Source organism: Methylobacterium sp. Gmos3 (assembly GCF_056430985.1).
On record NZ_JBWJYL010000002.1, the window covers coordinates 230,141 to 246,686 of the forward strand.

General features: G+C 69.3%; 13 protein-coding genes. 11 read left to right on the forward strand and 2 right to left on the reverse strand.

The features are described from left to right. Nucleotides 1-196 precede the first annotated feature (196 nt). The 3 genes from ACS5Q7_RS04590 to ACS5Q7_RS04600 all read left to right on the forward strand — a co-directional run bounded on the left by ACS5Q7_RS04590 (nt 197) and on the right by ACS5Q7_RS04600 (nt 4,671). Nucleotides 197-1,402 carry an amino acid aminotransferase gene (locus tag ACS5Q7_RS04590; protein WP_478338241.1) on the forward strand — a complete coding sequence of 402 codons (1,206 nt, stop codon included), beginning with the start codon at nt 197-199 and terminating at the stop codon, nt 1,400-1,402. A 119-nt stretch (nt 1,403-1,521) separates the two neighbouring features. Then, nucleotides 1,522-3,153: an ABC1 kinase family protein gene (locus tag ACS5Q7_RS04595; RefSeq protein ID WP_478338242.1), complete on the forward strand. Its 1,632-nt coding sequence runs from the start codon at nt 1,522-1,524 to the stop codon at nt 3,151-3,153. A 258-nt stretch (nt 3,154-3,411) separates the two neighbouring features. Then, the gene (locus ACS5Q7_RS04600) at nt 3,412-4,671 is read left to right on the forward strand and encodes a sensor histidine kinase (RefSeq protein ID WP_478338243.1); all 1,260 of its coding nucleotides are present in this window, start codon (nt 3,412-3,414) and stop codon (nt 4,669-4,671) included. 165 nt (nt 4,672-4,836) lie between these two features. Here the strand turns inward: ACS5Q7_RS04600 and ACS5Q7_RS04605 are convergent, their stop codons facing one another. Then, the gene (locus tag ACS5Q7_RS04605) at nt 4,837-5,184 is read right to left on the reverse strand and encodes an Hpt domain-containing protein (RefSeq protein WP_478338244.1); all 348 of its coding nucleotides are present in this window, start codon (nt 5,182-5,184) and stop codon (nt 4,837-4,839) included. Nucleotides 5,185-5,333: 149 nt separating this feature from the next. Here ACS5Q7_RS04605 and ACS5Q7_RS04610 point away from each other — a divergent pair, with 149 nt between their 5' ends. From ACS5Q7_RS04610 to ACS5Q7_RS04635, 6 genes are all read left to right on the forward strand, one after another. Beyond that, on the forward strand, nt 5,334-6,794 hold the full coding sequence (locus ACS5Q7_RS04610) for a sensor histidine kinase (RefSeq protein WP_478338245.1): 1,461 nt from the start codon (nt 5,334-5,336) through the stop codon (nt 6,792-6,794). Beyond that, nucleotides 6,779-8,173: a sigma-54-dependent transcriptional regulator gene (locus ACS5Q7_RS04615; RefSeq protein ID WP_478338246.1), complete on the forward strand. Its 1,395-nt coding sequence runs from the start codon at nt 6,779-6,781 to the stop codon at nt 8,171-8,173. The genes ACS5Q7_RS04610 and ACS5Q7_RS04615 overlap by 16 nt, the downstream gene beginning before the upstream one ends. 121 nt (nt 8,174-8,294) lie before the next feature. After that, nucleotides 8,295-9,608, forward strand: a complete 1,314-nt coding sequence (locus ACS5Q7_RS04620; protein WP_478338247.1) for an MFS transporter — start codon at nt 8,295-8,297, stop codon at nt 9,606-9,608. 9 nt (nt 9,609-9,617) lie between these two features. Then, nucleotides 9,618-10,877 (forward strand): metallophosphoesterase family protein, encoded by a 1,260-nt coding sequence (locus ACS5Q7_RS04625; RefSeq protein ID WP_478338248.1) that lies wholly within the window; start codon nt 9,618-9,620, stop codon nt 10,875-10,877. A 37-nt stretch (nt 10,878-10,914) separates the two neighbouring features. Further along, nucleotides 10,915-12,180, forward strand: coding sequence for an arsenic transporter (locus ACS5Q7_RS04630; RefSeq protein WP_478338249.1), 1,266 nt, complete (start codon nt 10,915-10,917; stop codon nt 12,178-12,180). Nucleotides 12,181-12,208: 28 nt separating this feature from the next. Then, entirely contained in the window at nt 12,209-13,132 is a 924-nt protein-coding gene (locus tag ACS5Q7_RS04635; RefSeq protein ID WP_478338250.1) for a DMT family transporter, read from the forward strand. Here ACS5Q7_RS04635 and ACS5Q7_RS04640 read toward each other — a convergent pair. After that, the gene (locus ACS5Q7_RS04640; RefSeq protein ID WP_478338251.1) at nt 13,129-13,338 is read right to left on the reverse strand and encodes a hypothetical protein; all 210 of its coding nucleotides are present in this window, start codon (nt 13,336-13,338) and stop codon (nt 13,129-13,131) included. The genes ACS5Q7_RS04635 and ACS5Q7_RS04640 overlap by 4 nt on opposite strands. Nucleotides 13,339-13,475: 137 nt before the next feature. Between ACS5Q7_RS04640 and ACS5Q7_RS04645 the strand changes: the two genes are divergently transcribed. Together ACS5Q7_RS04645 and edd are read left to right on the forward strand one after the other, a co-directional pair. Further along, nucleotides 13,476-14,585, forward strand: a complete 1,110-nt coding sequence (locus tag ACS5Q7_RS04645) for a type II asparaginase (RefSeq protein WP_478338252.1) — start codon at nt 13,476-13,478, stop codon at nt 14,583-14,585. 114 nt (nt 14,586-14,699) lie between these two features. Continuing rightward, the gene (gene edd, locus ACS5Q7_RS04650) at nt 14,700-16,523 is read left to right on the forward strand and encodes a phosphogluconate dehydratase (protein WP_478338253.1); all 1,824 of its coding nucleotides are present in this window, start codon (nt 14,700-14,702) and stop codon (nt 16,521-16,523) included. Nucleotides 16,524-16,546: the final 23 nt, after the last annotated feature.

Here is a 16,546-nt window from a genome sequence, read left to right on the forward strand (position 1 = left end):
GGCGGATGGAAACTTGCGCGAGTATACGCAGGCCGATCTTCGCCCGGCGAGGGGAGTCACGGATTTTCGACCAGCCCTGCGTGCAAGCAGGGTCGCGATCCTGAGCGATCTGCGCGATAAGGCACCCGGCCCGCAGTGCCGCGGCGGCGAAGCATCGTCCCCGGCGGGTCGCTCCAGCCGTTTCGGGACCTGTTCCATGACCTCGTTGTTCGCCGGCATCCAGGATGCGCCGCTCGATCCCATCATGCGCCTGTTCGAGGCGTTCAATGCCGATACCCGCCCCGGCAAGCTGAACCTTGCCATCGGCGTCTACACCGACGCGGACGGCAAGGTGCCGCGCCTGCGGGCGGTGCAGGAGGCCGAGAGGCGCTGGATCGAGAAGGGTCTGCCGAAGACCTACCGCCCCATCGAGGGCACCAAGCCGTTCCGCGACGCGGTGCAGGCGCTGCTGTTCGGCGAAGGCGCGGCGATCCTCTCGCAGAACCGCGCCGCGACGCTCCAGAGCGTCGGCGGGACCGGCGCCCTCAAGATCGGCGCGGACGTCCTCGCCAAGCTGAAGCCCGGTGCCACCGTCGCCGTGAGCGACCCGACCTGGGAGAACCACCGCGCCCTGTTCACGCAGGCCGGCTTCACGGTGGTGGATTACCCCTACTTCAACGCCGAGACCGGCGGCGCCGATTATCCGGCCATGCGCGCGGCACTCGACAAGCTGCCCGCCGGCTCGATCGTCGTGCTGCACGCCTGCTGCCACAACCCGACCGGTGCCGACCTCACGGACGAGGAATGGGCCGACCTCGTGCCGCTGATGCAGTCGCGCGGGCTCATCCCGTTCCTCGACATCGCCTACCAGGGCTTCGGCCTTGGCTTGGAGGCCGACGCCGCGCCGGTGCGCCGCTTCGCCGAATCGGGCCAGGAATTCTTCGTCGCCTCGTCCTTCTCGAAGTCGTTCTCCCTCTATGGCGAGCGCGTGGGCGCCCTGACCATCGTCGCGGCCGATCCGGCCATGCGCGCCAAGGTCGAGGCCCTGGCCAAGCGGCTGGTCCGGTGGAGCTACTCCAACCCGGTGACGCATGGCGCGGCCATCGTCGAGATCGTGCTCACCGATCCGGCGCTCCGGGCCGATTGGGAGAAGGAGCTCGGCCAGATGCGCGAGCGCATCCAGGAGATGCGGGTGCGCATGGCCGACAGCCTGCACCAGCGCCACCCCGACCGGGGCTTCGAGGCGATCAAGGTGCAGAAGGGCATGTTCTCGTATACCGGCCTCGGCCCGGACGAGGCCGTGCGCCTGCGCGAGCAGCACGAGGTCTACGCCCTGGAGACCGGCCGCGTCTGCGTGGCCGCCCTGAACGCTCACAACATCGACCGGGTGCTCGACGCCATCGACGCCGCCGTCCAGGCCTGATGCCCGAGCGGGCGCCGCGACATGGCGGCGCCCGCTTGCCGTCTGCGTAAGTAGGTCCCAAAAAAGTCCTTAATATCGGGCTGCCGTGAGGCCCATTCCGACGGATCCCCGCCAGCCCCATGCTCAAAACCGCCTTCGTTGCCGCACGCGACCGCCAGCGGCTGTCGGAGATTGCCTCGATCCTGATCGGCTTCGGCGTGACCCGCGTCGTGGACCGCCTCGGTCTGCGCGCCCTTCCGCTCCTGCCGCGCCGCCAGCCGCGCCTCGACGTCACGCGCCTGTCGGAGCCGGAACGGCTGCGCCGGGCCATCGAGGCCCTGGGCCCGACCTTCATCAAGTTCGGTCAGATCCTCGCGAGCCGGCCCGACCTCCTCTCGCCCGCCTGGACGGAGGAGTTGCAGAAGCTGCACAGCCAAGTCCCCCCAGTGCCGTGGGAGCAGATCCGCAATCAGCTCGAGCAGGACCTCGGCGGCCCGGCGCAGGAGATCTTCGCGGAGTTCAACATCGAGCCGCTCGCCTCGGCCTCGATCGCCCAGGTCTACCGGGCGCGGCTCCACACGGGCGAGGACGTCATCGTCAAGGTCGTGCGGCCGAACCTGCGCAAGATCATCGAGGCTGATCTACGGCTGATGGCTCACGGCGCCCGCATCGTCGAGGCGGAGTGGCCGGATATGGCCCGCTACCAGCCGCGCGAGCAGATGCGCCATCTCGCCGACGGCCTGAACGGCGAGCTGGACCTCCTCAACGAGGCGCGCAACTGCGAGCAGCTGGCCCAGATCTTCGAGGGACGTGACGACATCGTCTTTCCGAAGATCCACTGGGAGTATTGCTCAGAGCGGGTTCTGGTCCAGGATTTCATCCACGGCATCCCACCCAACGACGAGGCCGCGCTGGAAGCGGCCGGAATCGACAAGAAGATGCTCGCACAGAAGGGCACCGACGCCTTCCTGCAGATGGCGCTGATCGAGGGTCAGTTCCACGCCGATCCTCACCCAGGCAACATGCTGGCGATGCAGGGCAACCGCATCGGCTTCATCGATTTCGGCATCGTCGGCCGGCTGTCGCAACGGCGGCGCAACCAGTTGCTCGTGCTGATCGGCGCCATGCTGAAGCAGGACGCGGACGGGCTGATGGCCGTGCTCCTCGATTGGACCGGCACCAGCAACCCGGACCTCACCAAGCTTCAGGTTTCGGCTCAGTCCTTCGTGGAAAGCCACTCCTCGATCCCGCTGAACCTCGGGCTGGTGCTCACCGACTTCATGAACATGGCCCGCGAGAACGACCTCGCGATGCCGACCGACCTTGCGATCCTGTTCAAGGGTCTCGTGACGGCCGACGGCGTGATGCGGCATCTCGACCCGAACTTCGACCTCTTCGCCGCCGCCGCGCCGACGGTGCGGGCGAGCATGCGCTCGCAATTCTCCCTCGACGGGCTCAAGCAGAAGGCCGAGGCCCTGGGCGCCGGCCTCTACGGCGCCGCCTCCGAGTTGCCGACGCTGATCCACCTGATGCTGGTGCGGCTGAAGCAGGGCCGCGTCACCGTCGAGATCGAGATCAAGGGCCTCGAAAAGGTGACGCGTGGCATCGAGCGGGCCGCCGCCCGCGTCGCCGTCGCCCTGGTGGTCGCTGCCTTCGCCACCCAGCTCGCGCCCCGGCTGATCGATCTCGGTACTCCCGTCTTCGTGTCAATCGGCCTCGTGATATTTATCCTCGGCATCGGGTGGTTGGTATTGCTGATGCGAAAGCGGTAATTGTATTAACGAATACAATTCTCGGATCTTGTCGTTTTGTCGCAAGCGAGCGGAGACAGTCTTCGCTTGCAGCAGCTTGGCCGCGTGCTACGGTTTCGGACCCTTCGAATCGCGCGGATGCGGGCGGGGGCGGCGGGTTAGAAGCGGGGTCATCCCGCCACCGTCGTCTCAGCCTCGACCTGACCGTCGCCGACCTCGCCTTCGGCGGGTGCAAGCCCCGTGACGGGGCCTCCGGGAGGGCACGGCGGGGGCGCTGGGATGGATCTTCTTGATGCACTGACGGAGCCGGTCGGCGGGCGCCTCGGCGACCTGGAAGCTGAGAACGCGCGCCTGCGGCTGCTTCTTAGCCAGGCGACGGAACTGGCCGACAGCGAGATTCGCCGCAACGCCCGGCTCGGCCGCATCGTGGAAAGCGAACGGGTGGCCGCCGAGCGCAGCGAGGCCCTGTGGCGGCGCGATCTCGAGGACGGGGCGGCGCGCCTCGCCAGCGCCGAGGAACTGAACGCGCAACTTCAGGCCAGCGAGGAATTCAACCGGCGCCTGCTCTGGACCACGAACGACTTCGTGGCGGTGCTCGATCTCGACGGACGGCTCATCACGCTGAGCGAGAACGGCCCCTCGACCCTCGGCCTCGTCAGCGCGGCCGGCGCCCTCGGGCAGCCCTGGATCGATTTCTGGATCTGTCCCGAGAGCCGCAGCGCCGTGCTCTCCGGGCTGCATTCGGCCCGGCTCGGACGGGCCAACCGGTTCCAGGCCGAGCTGGAGGTGCGCGGCCTCTCGACCTGGTGGGACATCGCGGTGACGCCGATCCACGGGGCCGACGAGCGGCCGGAGCGGATCCTGGCGGTGGCGCGCGACATCACCGAACTGAAGACCACGGAGGCGCGCCAGACCCTGCTGATGCAGGAACTCGCCCACCGCATGAAGAACACCCTCGCGCTCGTCCAGGCGGTGGCCGCCCAGACCCTGCGCAACGCCGCCTCCCTCGAAGCGGCCTCGGACTCGCTGTCCGCGCGGCTCCTCGCCCTGGCGCAGGCGCACGACGTGCTCGTGCAGGGTTCCTTCACCAGCGCCTCGCTCTCGGCCCTCGTGGCGACGGCGGTGTCGCTGCACGGCGACGGCATGCCGGGTCGCTTCCGCATCGAGGGGCCGGACGTCACCCTCAATGCGCACCAGGGCATGACGCTGGCGCTGATGCTCCATGAACTGGGGACCAACGCCACGAAATACGGCTCGCTCTCGACGCCCGCCGGCCATGTGGCGGTGACATGGAGTGTGATCGAAGCCCGGCCGGAGGGGGATCCGGTCCTGTGCTTCCGTTGGGAGGAAGTCGGCGGCCCGCCGGTCTCGCCGCCGACGCGCACCGGCTTCGGCACGCGTCTCATCGCGCGCAGCCTCGCGCACAGCTTCGGTGGAACGGTGAAGCTGGATTATCCCCTCACCGGGGCGGTCCTGACCTTCGAGAGTCCGCTACCGCCGCTGGCCGCCGAAACGCAGGTCTACCAGCGCGCCGGCTAGAGCGTTTTCGGTTTGATCTGGATCACCTGCTTCACCGTCTTTGCGAGCGACAGCGAAGCAATCCAGGGCAGCGGGACCTGAACGGATGTGGCGGATCCCTGGGTTGCTTCGCTTCGCTCGCAAAGACGGGAGGCGCAGCATGATCCGGGTTTTCCCGAAAACGCGCTAGCCCTGGGCTTGGGCCACGGCCCGGGCCTTCTCCGCCAGAGCGCCGAGGGTTTCGTCGCGCAGGCGGCGGGCTTCGGCGAGCGGGCCGGCGATCGCGTCGCCGGTCTTCGCCTGGCGTTCGAGGGCGCGGCAGGCGGCGCTGAAGGCGTCGCAGCCGAGCATACCGGACATGGAGATGAGCGTATGCGCCTCGCGACCGACATCGGCGGCCGGGCGCTCGTCCTCCGGGAACGCATCCGCCAGCGCCTGCGAGAACCGGGCGATCAGCTTCTCCAATCTATCCCGCCCGATCACGTCGCCGAGTTCGGCGAGCGTGCTCGCATTGACGAGGGCGGGCGTGGACAATGGCGCTGTCCCTTCCAAACACGTGATTGACTTTGCGCGCCGCAGGATGCCCCGCTGACAGCCATCCTCCAACCCCCTCGGCCCCCATCGGTCACGATGTCGCTGCCGGGCGGACCCGGGAGCCACACGGTGCCGCGCGGAAACCGGCCTTGAGGACGAACAGCCTTCGGGCAAGGCTCACCGCTCTCTGGATGATGCTGCTGGCCTCCGGCGCGGCGACGGGCCTCCTGCTCTACGGCCTCTACGGCCAATCCACCGCCGTGCAGGTCGCCGAGGCCGAGGTGGCGGTGACGCGCGGATGCCGCGAGATCATCGACCGGGTGGCCGGGCGGAAGGGTTCGCTCCCGCCGGGCACCGCCCCGGAGCGCGTCGTCGCCCTGGCGCTCGAATCCCTGCCCGGCGTCGAGGGCGGCATCTGGACGGCATCGGGCGGCTCGGTCGCCTATGCCTTCCCGACCTACGAGGGCACCGGCCCGAAGACCGACCTGCCGGAGGCGGAACGCCCGGTCATCGCGGCGGTGACGGCCGAGGCGTTGCAGGTCGAGCATGCCGTGACGCTGCGGCGGCCGAACCGGACGCAGGTGCTCGTGCTTCAGGGCTGTCCGCTGCGCGCCTACGGGCCGGACGCCGCCGCCTGGACGATGATGCGCGCCCACGTCGCCGAGGGCCCCTCCTACACGCGCCTGCTGGTGGGCCTCGCCTTCCTCGCGGTGACGGTGGCCGGGTCCGCGATCTTCCTCGGCCGGTTCCTCATGGGCTTCTCGCGGCGGATCGCGCAGTTGGAGGCGACCCTCGCCTCGCCCCTCGCCGAGGAGGAGGAACTGCCGCACCTGCCGCGCACGGGCGAATCGGAACTCGACCGGTTGGTGGATGCCCTGAATGCCGCCGGCGGCCGATTGCGCGCCGCCCGCGAGCGGGCCGTGGCCGCCGAACGCCTCGCGGCGGTGGGGCGCCTCGCCGCCGACCTCGCCCACGAGATCCGCAACCCCATCGCCGCCATGCGGCTGAAGGCCGAGAACGCCCTGGTAAGCGGTGAGCCCGAGCGGACGGCGACGGCGCTGAAATCGGTGCTGGGCCAGATCGCCCGCGTCGATGCCCTGCTGCGCGACCTCCTGAACCTGACGCAGCCACGCTCCATCGCCCGAAGCCCGGTGCCGGTCGGCCCGTTGCTGAGGGAATGCGCGCAGTATCACCGCGAGTTGGCCGAGGCGCGCAACCTGCGCATCGCCGTCGAGGCCGGCGCCCTGCCGCCGGGCGACGATCCCCATCTCGACCGGGCACAGGTGATGCGCGCGGTGGAGAACCTGATCCTCAACGCCATCCAGCACAGCCCGGATGGCGGCTGCGTCCGCGTCGAGGCCGGGCGGATCGTCCGCGCCGGCAGCGTGTTGCTGACGATCGCGATCTCGGATTCCGGCGTTGGCGTCGATCCCGAGCTTCGCGCGGTGATCTTCGAGCCCTTCGCCACCGCCCGCCCCGGCGGCACCGGCCTCGGCCTCGCCATCGTCCGCGAGATCGCACGGGCGCATCGCGGCGATGTTTCGCTGGCGCCCGCCGCGCCGGGCGAAGGCGCCACCTTCATCATGGAGCTGCCATGGCGACCGTCCTGATCGTGGATGACGACGCCGCCCTGCGCGAGGGGCTGGCCGAAACGGTGAGCGACCTCGGCCACCGTCCGCTCGTCGCGGCGAGCGGCAGCGAGGCGCTGGCGCGGCTCGCGGCGGGGGGCGTGAACGCCGTGCTCCTCGACCTGCGGATGCCGGGCGATCTCGACGGCATGGCGACGCTCGCCCGCATCCGCGCGCAGGCTGAGCCGCCGCCGGTCCTCGTGCTGACGGCCTATGCGAGCCCGGCCAACACCATCGAGGCGATGCGCCTCGGCGCGCACGACCACCTGACCAAGCCCGTGGGCCGGGCCGACCTCGCCGCCGCCCTCGACGGGATGCTCCAGCGCGCGCGGCCCGATCCGGTGCAGGAGGGCAAGCGCCCGGCGGGTGGACTCGTCGGGTCGAGCGAGGCCATGCGCCGGGTGCAGAAGACCATCGGCCTCGTAGCCGACAGCCCCGCCACGGTGCTGATCGGCGGCGAGACCGGCACCGGCAAGGAGGAGGTCGCCCGCGCCCTCCACGCCTATTCGGCGCGGCGCGAGAGGCCGTTCGTGCCCGTCGATTGCGCCGCGATCCGGCCCGACCTGTTGGAGATCGAACTGTTCGGCCATGCGCGCGGCGGCTTCCCCGGCGCCACCGCCGACCGCAGCGGCGCCTTCGCGCAGGCCGCCGGGGGCACGCTGTTCCTCGATGAGATCGGCGACATGGCCCCCGCGATGCAGGCGAAGATCCTCCGCGTCATCCAGGACCGGACGGTCACGCCCCTCGGTGGCCGTCCGTTGCGGATCGACGTCCGTCTCGTGGCGGCGACCCACCGCGACCTGCCCGCCCTGGTGGCGGAGGGCCGCTTCCGTGCCGACCTCTATTACCGGCTCGCGGTGGTGCCCGTCGTCATGCCGCCTCTCCGCGAGCGGCTGGCCGACATCGTGCCGCTCGCCGAGCATTTCCTCGCCGCCTTCGGCAAGCGCCTCAGCGCTGGCGCGGCGGCGCGGCTCCTCGCCTATCCCTGGCCCGGCAATGTCCGCGAGCTGCGCAACGTCGTGGAGCGCGCCGCATTCCTGGTGCGCGGCGGGCTGATCGCCCCCGAGGAGATCGATCTGCCCGGCGCCGTCACAGCGGAGGCCGTCGCGCCCGAGGACGAGGATACCGACCTGCCGGGTGCGGTGGCACGCCTGGAACGCCGGATGATCGCGAGGGCGCTGGTTGCGGAGGCCGGCAACCGGAGCCGGGCCGCCAAGCGTCTCGGCATCCAGCGGCAGTTGCTCTACGCCAAGATCGACCGCTACGGCCTCGCCGCCGATGAACCGGACCTGTCGCAAATCACGACAATGGATGTCGCTAAATCCGACAGAGGATCGACCGGCGAAGACCACGAAAGCTGATGGATCTGCCTGTTCTGCTCAACTAAACGTCATTGGAGACCGTGTCCCGGAACTGTGCTTGCCCTGGCGCGTCATGGTCGCGCTCGGTTCGCAGGCGCGGACAATCGGGAGGGTTGGTCGCATGGCTGGGTCGGCGGTGCCGAACGAGACGCGGACGGGGACGACGAGGGCTCCCTCGGCGAAGGCCCTGCGTGGCCTCGACGCGCTCAACTTCTTCCTCGCGGACGTGCGCGACGGGCTCGGCCCTTATCTGGCGATCTACCTCATCGCCGTGCGCGGCCCCGACCAGGGCTGGAACGAGGCGACGACCGGCCTCGTGATGACCATCGCGGGCATCCTCGGCCTCGTGGCGCAGACCCCCGCCGGCGCCTTCATCGACAGGACCGACCACAAGCGGCTGGTGGTGATCGGCGGGGCCATCGCGGTGACGGCGAGCTGCCTCGTCCTGCCGTTCGTCTCGAATTTCTACGTCGTCACGGCCACGCAATCCCTCGCCCATGTCGCGGGCGTGATCTTCGCGCCCGCCCTGGCGGCGATCACCCTGGGCCTCGTCGGCCCCAAGATGTTCTCGAAGCGGATCGGCCGGAACGAGGGCTTCAACCATGCCGGCAATGCCGTCTCGGCGGCGGCGGCGGGCGGCCTCGCCTACTTCTTCGGGCCGGTGGTGGTGTTCTGGCTGATGGGCATCCTCGCGGCCCTCTCCATCGGCGCGATGCTGCTCGTGCCGGCCAAGGAGATCGACGACGATCTCGCCCGCGGCATGACCACGCCGGAAGAGAAGAAAGAGGACGAGCCCTCGAGTCTGAAGACCCTGTTGAAGAGCAAGGGCCTGCTGCTCTTCGCCGTGCTCTGCGCGATCTTCCATCTGTCCAACGCGGCGATGCTGACCTCGGTCGGCCAGTTGCTCACCCATATCTCGGGCAAGGATCACGCGACCTCGCTGATCGCGGTCTGTATCGTCGCCGCGCAATGCGTGATGGTGCCCACCGCCATCTTCGTCGGCGCCAAGGCCGACGCCATCGGACGCAAGCCGATCTTCCTCGTGGCCTTCGGCATCCTGGCGATCCGGGGCGTGCTCTACACCTTCTCCGACAATCCGTTCTGGCTCGTCGGGGTCCAGCTGCTCGACGGCATCGGCGCCGGCATCTACGGCGCGCTGTTCCCCGTCGTCGTGGCCGACCTGACGCGCGGCGGCGGACGCTTCAACGCGGCGCAGGGGGCGGTCGCGACGGCGCAGGGCGTCGGAGCATCGCTCAGCGCGACGCTGGCGGGCGTCATCATCGTCTCGGCCGGGTACTCGGCGGCATTCCTCAGCCTCGCGGCCATCGCGGGCGTCGGCTTCGCCCTCTACCTCGTGCTGATGCCGGAGACCCGCGACAGCATCGCGGAACAGCCCGGCGGCGGCACCCTGCCCCGCGCCGCCGCGACAGCCTGAGCGGCCGGCATGAGCACGCCTCCCCCGGACGGGTCGTCCCGGCCCTTCGTCTTCCTGCATGTCGGCGACCAGCACCTCACGGTGCGGGACGCGCGCCATCACCAGGACCTCGTGGCGATCCTCGACCAGATCGCCCGGTTCGATCGCGGCGCCTTCGACTTCGTGTACCTGCCGGGCGACATCGCGGAGAACGGCGCCGCCGGGGAATACGCACTGATTGAGGAGGCGCTGGCGGCCCACCCGACCCTTCCGGTCCTGCTCATCCCCGGCGACCATGACCGGCAATACGGCTCGATGCAGGATTTCGCGCGCTTCCACGCGGTGGTGATGGCCGAGCGATACCCCAGCGTGGCGAACGACCTGTTCCAGCCGCCTGCCGGCCCTGGGCTCGAACCCGAGTGCAAGCCGATCCCGCAATATTACTACGCCGCCGATCATGGCGGCGTGCGCTGCCTGTTCGTGGACATGGTCAGCGCTGGCTTCGGCCAGAAGGGCAAGGGCCTCGATTTCCGCCTCGGCTCCGGCCAGATGCAATGGCTCAGCGAGGAGGTCGTGCGCGCCCGGCGCGAGGGGAAGACCTGCGCGGTCTTCATGCACAGCTACCCCGACGACCTCGAGAAGAAGGAAGCCGAGGACGTCGCCGGCCTGTTCTGGAGCCAGGGCGTGCGCCTCGTGGAGATGGGGCACACCCACTACAACGAGTTGGCCCATGACGGCCGCACCACCTACGCCGCCGCCCGCTCCGTGGGGCAGAACGAAGACGGCTCGGTCGGCTACGCCGTCGGCGCCATCGACGGCGGCGAGGTGAGCTGGCGCTTCCGGCCCCTCGACAGGACCGATCCCTTCGTGCTCGTCACCCATCCCGCCGACCGGCGGCTCGCGACACGGGGCCTGAGAGCCGACGAGGCCGGCTTCATCACCGTGCGCGCCGTCGTCCTGTCGGACGAGGCGCCCTCGGTCTGCCGCTGCCGCGTCGATGACGGACCCTGGCAGGCGATGGCGAGCACGGCCGACGGGCACGCCTACACCGCCTCCGTCGAGTGGCCCTACGGCGCCCGGCGCATCGCGGTGGAGGCGATCCATCCGCGCTGGCCCGGCCATGGCCCCGATTACATCGACCGCGACGTCATCGAACCGGCCGGCAGCGTGTTCCTCAGCCCGACCCGTCCCGACCGCCCCGGCAGCGATGCGTGCAGCCTCGGCGCATGGCTCGACAAGGGCGTGCGCGGCGATCAGCTCGGCCCGAACAGGGCCGGGCGCGACTGGTGATTTCCCTTTTCCTTCTGACCGAAAGACCGACGCCGCGATGGGTGCCCTGACCCTGACACCGAACCTTGCGACCTGGGGGATTGCCGCCCTGGCGACGCTGGGCGTGATCCTGCGCCCCTTCTCCTGGCCTGAGGCGATCTGGGCGGTGCTCGGCGCCGCGCTCCTCGTCGTGCTCGGCCTCCTGCCCTGGCAGGTCGCCATCGACGGCGTCGCCAAGGGCACGGACGTCTACCTGTTCCTGATCGGCATGATGCTGCTCGCCGAGATCGCCCGGAAGGAAAGCCTGTTCGATTGGCTGGCGAGCCTCGCGGTGCGCGCGGCCAAGGGCTCGGCCACGCGCCTGTTCCTGCTGGTCTACATCGTCGGCACGGTGGTGACCGTGTTCCTCTCCAACGACGCCTGCGCCGTGGTGCTGACGCCCGCCGTCTATGCCGCGACCAAGACGGCGAAGGTGAAGGACCCCCTGCCCTACCTGTTCATCTGCGCCTTCATCGCCAACGCGGCGAGCTTCGTGCTGCCGATCTCGAACCCGGCGAACCTCGTCGTCTTCGCGCAGAACATGCCCCCGCTCGGGACGTGGCTCCGCCTGTTCGCCCTCCCCTCGCTGCTCGCCATCGTGACGACCTACCTCGTCCTGCGCGTCACCCAGAACGGGGCGCTCAAGCAGGACATCGAGGCCGACGTCGAGACGAAGCCGCTGGAGACCGGCGGCAAGGTCGCCGGGCTCGGCATCGTCCTGACCGGTGCCGCCTTGATCGGCGCGTCGGCGGCCGGCATCGAGCTCGGCCTGCCGACCTTCATCGCCGGCCTCGCCACCGCCATCGTCGTGCTCGCGATCAAGCGCGGTGGCGTCGTGGAGGTCGCCAAGGACGTGTCGTGGAGCGTCCTGCCGCTGGTCGCCGGGCTGTTCGTGCTGGTGGAGGCCCTGGAGAAGACCGGCGTCCTCAAGATGCTGGCTGACACGCTGAAATCCTATGCCGGCGCCGACCCGATGGCGACAGCCTGGGCGGGCGGCGCGGCCGTCGCCTTCGGCTCGAACCTCGTGAACAACCTTCCCGCCGGCCTGCTCGCGGGCGCGGCGGTGCAGACGGCGCAGGTCTCGCAGAAGGTGGCGGGCGCCATCCTCATCGGCGTCGATGTCGGGCCGAACCTCTCCGTCACCGGGTCTCTGGCCACGATCCTCTGGCTGACGGCGATCCGCCGCGAGGGTCAGGACGTCTCGGCCGGGCGCTTCCTCAAGCTCGGGGTGCTGGTGATGCCGCCGGCCCTCATCCTGGCGCTGGCCGCGCTTCTCTACCTCTGACCCTGTCGAAGACCGGAGATCACGCGGCGTGACTGCGACCCTTCTTTATCCCTTCATCATCATCGCCGGGTGCCTTCAGGCGCTCGGCAACTCCATGAACGCGCAGTTGCGCGGCAAGGTCGTCAACCCCTGGCTCGCGGCCACGGTGTCGTTCCTGCCCATCGTCTTCGTCTTCACGACGCTGTTCTTCGCGATGCCGACGCCGCTGCCGACCCTCGACAGCCTCTCCAAGATGCCGTGGTATGCGCCGCTCGGCGGCGTCGCCGGGGCGGTGGCGGTGTTCGGCGGCCTCGCCTTCATCGACAAGGTCGGCGCCGGGCCGTTCAACGGCCTGACGCTCACCGCCAACATCATCACCTCCCTCGCGATGGATGCGTTCGGCCTGTTCGGCCTGCAGGCGGCCGGCTTCAAGCCGCTTCCCTGGCTCGGCGGCCTGCTCATGGCCATCGGCGTCGTGTTCATCGCCCGCTCGGGCGGCAAGAAGGACGGCGACGAGCACACCAGCACCGCCGGTAAGCTGCTCTACCCGTTCATCATCGTGGCCGGCATGCTGATGGCCATCGGCGTGGTGTGGAACGCGCAGTTGCGTGGCGCCGTGGTGAACCCCTGGCTCGCCGCCACCATCTCGTTCATTCCGGTGGTGTTCGTCTTCGCCTTCATCTTTCTGCTGCGCCCGACCCCGCTGCCGAAGCGCGAGGACCTCGCGGGCGTGCGCTGGTACATGCCGCTGGCCGGCATCACCGGGGCGGTGGCGGTGTTCGCCGGGCTGCTCTTCGTGGACAAGGTTGGGGCCGGAGCATTCAACGGCCTGCTCATTACCGCGAACCTGCTCACCTCCGTCGCCCTCGACCATTTCGGGTGGCTCGGGATGAAGCAGGTGAAGGCCGGCAAGGCGCGCCTGTTCGGAGCCGCCGTGATGGTGGCCGGGATTGTGCTGATCTCGGTGTTCTAGGCTTGCAGGGAGGCCGCCGCCTCGTCGGCCGCGAGTACCGGCTCGGGCGGCGCCTTGCGAGAGAAGTAATACAGGTCCACCGCCCGCCAGAAGGCGCCGCGCTCGGCGTCGCTGCGGTGGGCGAGGGCCGCTTCGAGATGCGCCATCGCCTCGCGGGCGATCTCGCTGCCCTGCAACTCGTCCATCAGTTCGGAAAGGTCAGGCATTGCAACCTCCGTTCTCTGTCCGAGAAGGAATAACGCCTAAGCTTGAATAGTGATCCAGAATCCGTGGAACGGCTTGCCACCCGCTAAGCTGCGACTACGATCCCCGCACTGCGAAAATCGTTCGCGGGAGATTCTACATGCAGCTTCGTCATCGCTTCCTCCGGTCTGCGGCCCTGCCGCTGGCACTGGCCATCGGCCTTCACGCCGCGCCCCTCGCCGCGAAGGAGATGCCGGAGACACAGGCGACGACCGAGGCGCGCAAGCCGAACGTGGTCATCATCGCCACGGGCGGCACCATCGCGGGCGCGGGGGCGGACGCCACCAACAGCGCGAGCTACGCCTCGGCCAAGGTGCCGGTGGACAAGCTGATCGCCGCCGTGCCGCAGATCACGACCGTCGCCAACGTGCGCGGCGAGCAGGCCTTCCAGATCGGCTCGGAAAGCTTCACCGACGAGAAGCTTATCCAGCTAGCCAAGCGCGTCTCGACGCTGCTGAAGCAGGACGACGTGGACGGCGTGGTCATCACCCATGGCACCGACACGCTGGAGGAGACCTCGTTCTTCCTCGATCTCGTCGTGAAGAGCGACAAGCCCATCGTCGTGGTCGGCTCGATGCGCCCGTCCACCTCCCTCTCGGCGGACGGCGCCCTGAACCTCCTCGACGCGGTGACGGTGGCCGGCAGCAGGGAGGCCATCGGCAAGGGCGTCACGGTGACGATGGGCGACTACATCCAGAGCGGTCGCGACGTGACCAAGCGGACGAACGTCGTCCCGAACGCCTTCTTCAGCCAGTGGGGTCCGCTCGGCATGGTGGTCGAGGGCAAGACCTACTTCTACCGGACGCTCGCCAAGCGCCACAACACGAGTTCCGAGTTCGACATCGACCAGATCGACAGCCTGCCGCTGGTCGGCATCGTCTACGGCTCGGGCAACATGATCCCGGCCGTCTACGACACCGAGGTCCTGGCCGGCGCCAAGGCGATCATCCATGCCGGCACCGGCAACGGCTCGGTGGCCGATTACCTCGTCGACAAGCTCAAGGACATCCGCGCCAAGGGGACGATCATCATCCGCTCGGCGCGGGTGCCGGACGGATACGTGGTGCGCAACGCCGAGCAGCCCGACGACAAGTACGATTGGGTCGTCTCCCACGATCTGAACCCGCAGAAGGCCAAGCTCCTCGCCGCCGTGGCGCTCACCAAGACGAGCGACACGAAGGAGCTTCAGCGCATCTTCTGGGAATACTGATCCCTCTCGCCCCCGCCCGGCATGCGCGTCACGCGGGGCGGGTGGCGATGCGGTCGTGATCCCCTCGCAATTTCTGGAGTAAAGACTCACCTGCATGCCGCAGGAGAAACACCCATGAGCGACCTTCATCCGGAAGTCGCGGCCGTCACCGCGCGCATCGTCGAACGCTCGCGGGACAGCCGCCGCGCCTATCTCGACCTGATCGAGCGCGAGCGCGAATCCGGCGTCCACCGGCCGACGCTCGCCTGCGGCAACCTCGCCCACGGCTTCGCGGCCTCCGGCGAGGACAAGGCGGCGATCCGGGCCGGGCGGTCGATGAACATCGGCATCGTCACCGCCTACAACGACATGCTCTCGGCGCATCAGCCGTACGGGCGCTACCCGGACCAGATCAAGGTCTTCGCCCGCGAGCGCGGTGCCACCGCCCAGGTGGCGGGGGGCACGCCGGCCATGTGCGACGGCGTCACCCAAGGGCAGCGCGGCATGGAATTGTCGCTGTTCTCGCGGGACACCATCGCCCTCTCGACGGCGGTGGCGCTCAGCCACGGCATGTTCGACGGCACGGCGCTGCTCGGCATCTGCGATAAGATCGTGCCCGGCCTGCTGATCGGCGCGCTGCGCTTCGGCCATCTGCCGACGATCCTGATCCCGGCCGGGCCGATGCCCTCGGGCCTTGCCAACAAGGAGAAGGTGCGGATCCGCCAGCTCTACGCCGAGGGCAAGGTCGGCCGCGAGGAACTGCTGGAATCCGAATCCGCCTCCTATCACGGCGCCGGCACCTGCACGTTCTACGGCACGGCCAACTCCAACCAGATGATGATGGACATGATGGGCCTGCACATGCCGGGCGCCTCGTTCATCAACCCCGGCACGAAGCTGCGGCAGGCCGTGACCCGCGCGGCGATCCACCGCCTCACCGAGATCGGCGCGAACGGCAACGATTACCGGCCGCTCGGCAAGTGCGTGGACGAGAAGGCCATCGTGAACGCCACCGTGGGCCTGCTCGCCACGGGCGGCTCGACCAACCACGCGATCCACCTGCCGGCCATCGCCCGCGCGGCGGGCATCGTCATCGACTGGGAGGATATCGACCGGCTCTCGGCGGCGGTGCCGCTGATCTGCCGCGTCTACCCGAACGGCGCGGGCGACGTGAACCATTTCCACGCGGCGGGCGGGATCAGCTTCGTGATGTCCGCCCTGCTCGATGCCGGGATGCTGCACGACGACATCCTCACCGTCTCCGGCTCGCGCCTGCGCGACCATGCCCGCGACCCGAAACTCTCGGGCGAGGAACTGGTGTTCGAGGACGCGGTGCCCGAGAGCCTGGACGACACGATGATCCGCAGGCCGGATCGCCCGTTCCAGCCGGATGGCGGGATGCGCCTCGTGAAGGGCAATCTCGGCCGCGCGACCTTCAAGACCAGCGCCGTCGATGAGAAGCGTCATGTCATCGAGGCCCCGGCGCGGGTGTTCGACGATCAGGATGAGGTGCTGAAGGCGTTCAAGGCCGGCGAGCTGGAGCGGGACGTGGTGGTGGTCGTGCGCTTCCAGGGTCCGCGCGCCAACGGAATGCCGGAACTGCACAAGCTCACCCCGCCGCTCGGCGTGTTGCAGGATCGCGGCTTCAAGGTCGCGCTGGTGACGGATGGGCGCATGTCCGGCGCATCGGGCAAGGTGCCCGCCGCGATCCACCTGACCCCCGAAGCCCTGGCCGGCGGCACCATCGCCCGGCTGCGCGACGGTGACATGGTGCGTCTCTCGGCCCCCGAGGGCCGTTTGGAGGTGCTGGTGGACGAGGCCGACCTCGCTGCCCGTGACCTCGCGCCGACTCCGAAGCCGCAAGCTGGCACGGGCCGGGAGTTGTTCGCGTTCATGCGCATCGGCGCAGACGGGGCCGAGCAGGGCGCTTCGGCCATGCTCGCCGCCGCCGGCCTCTAGGCGAGAGAACACTCACGCTCACC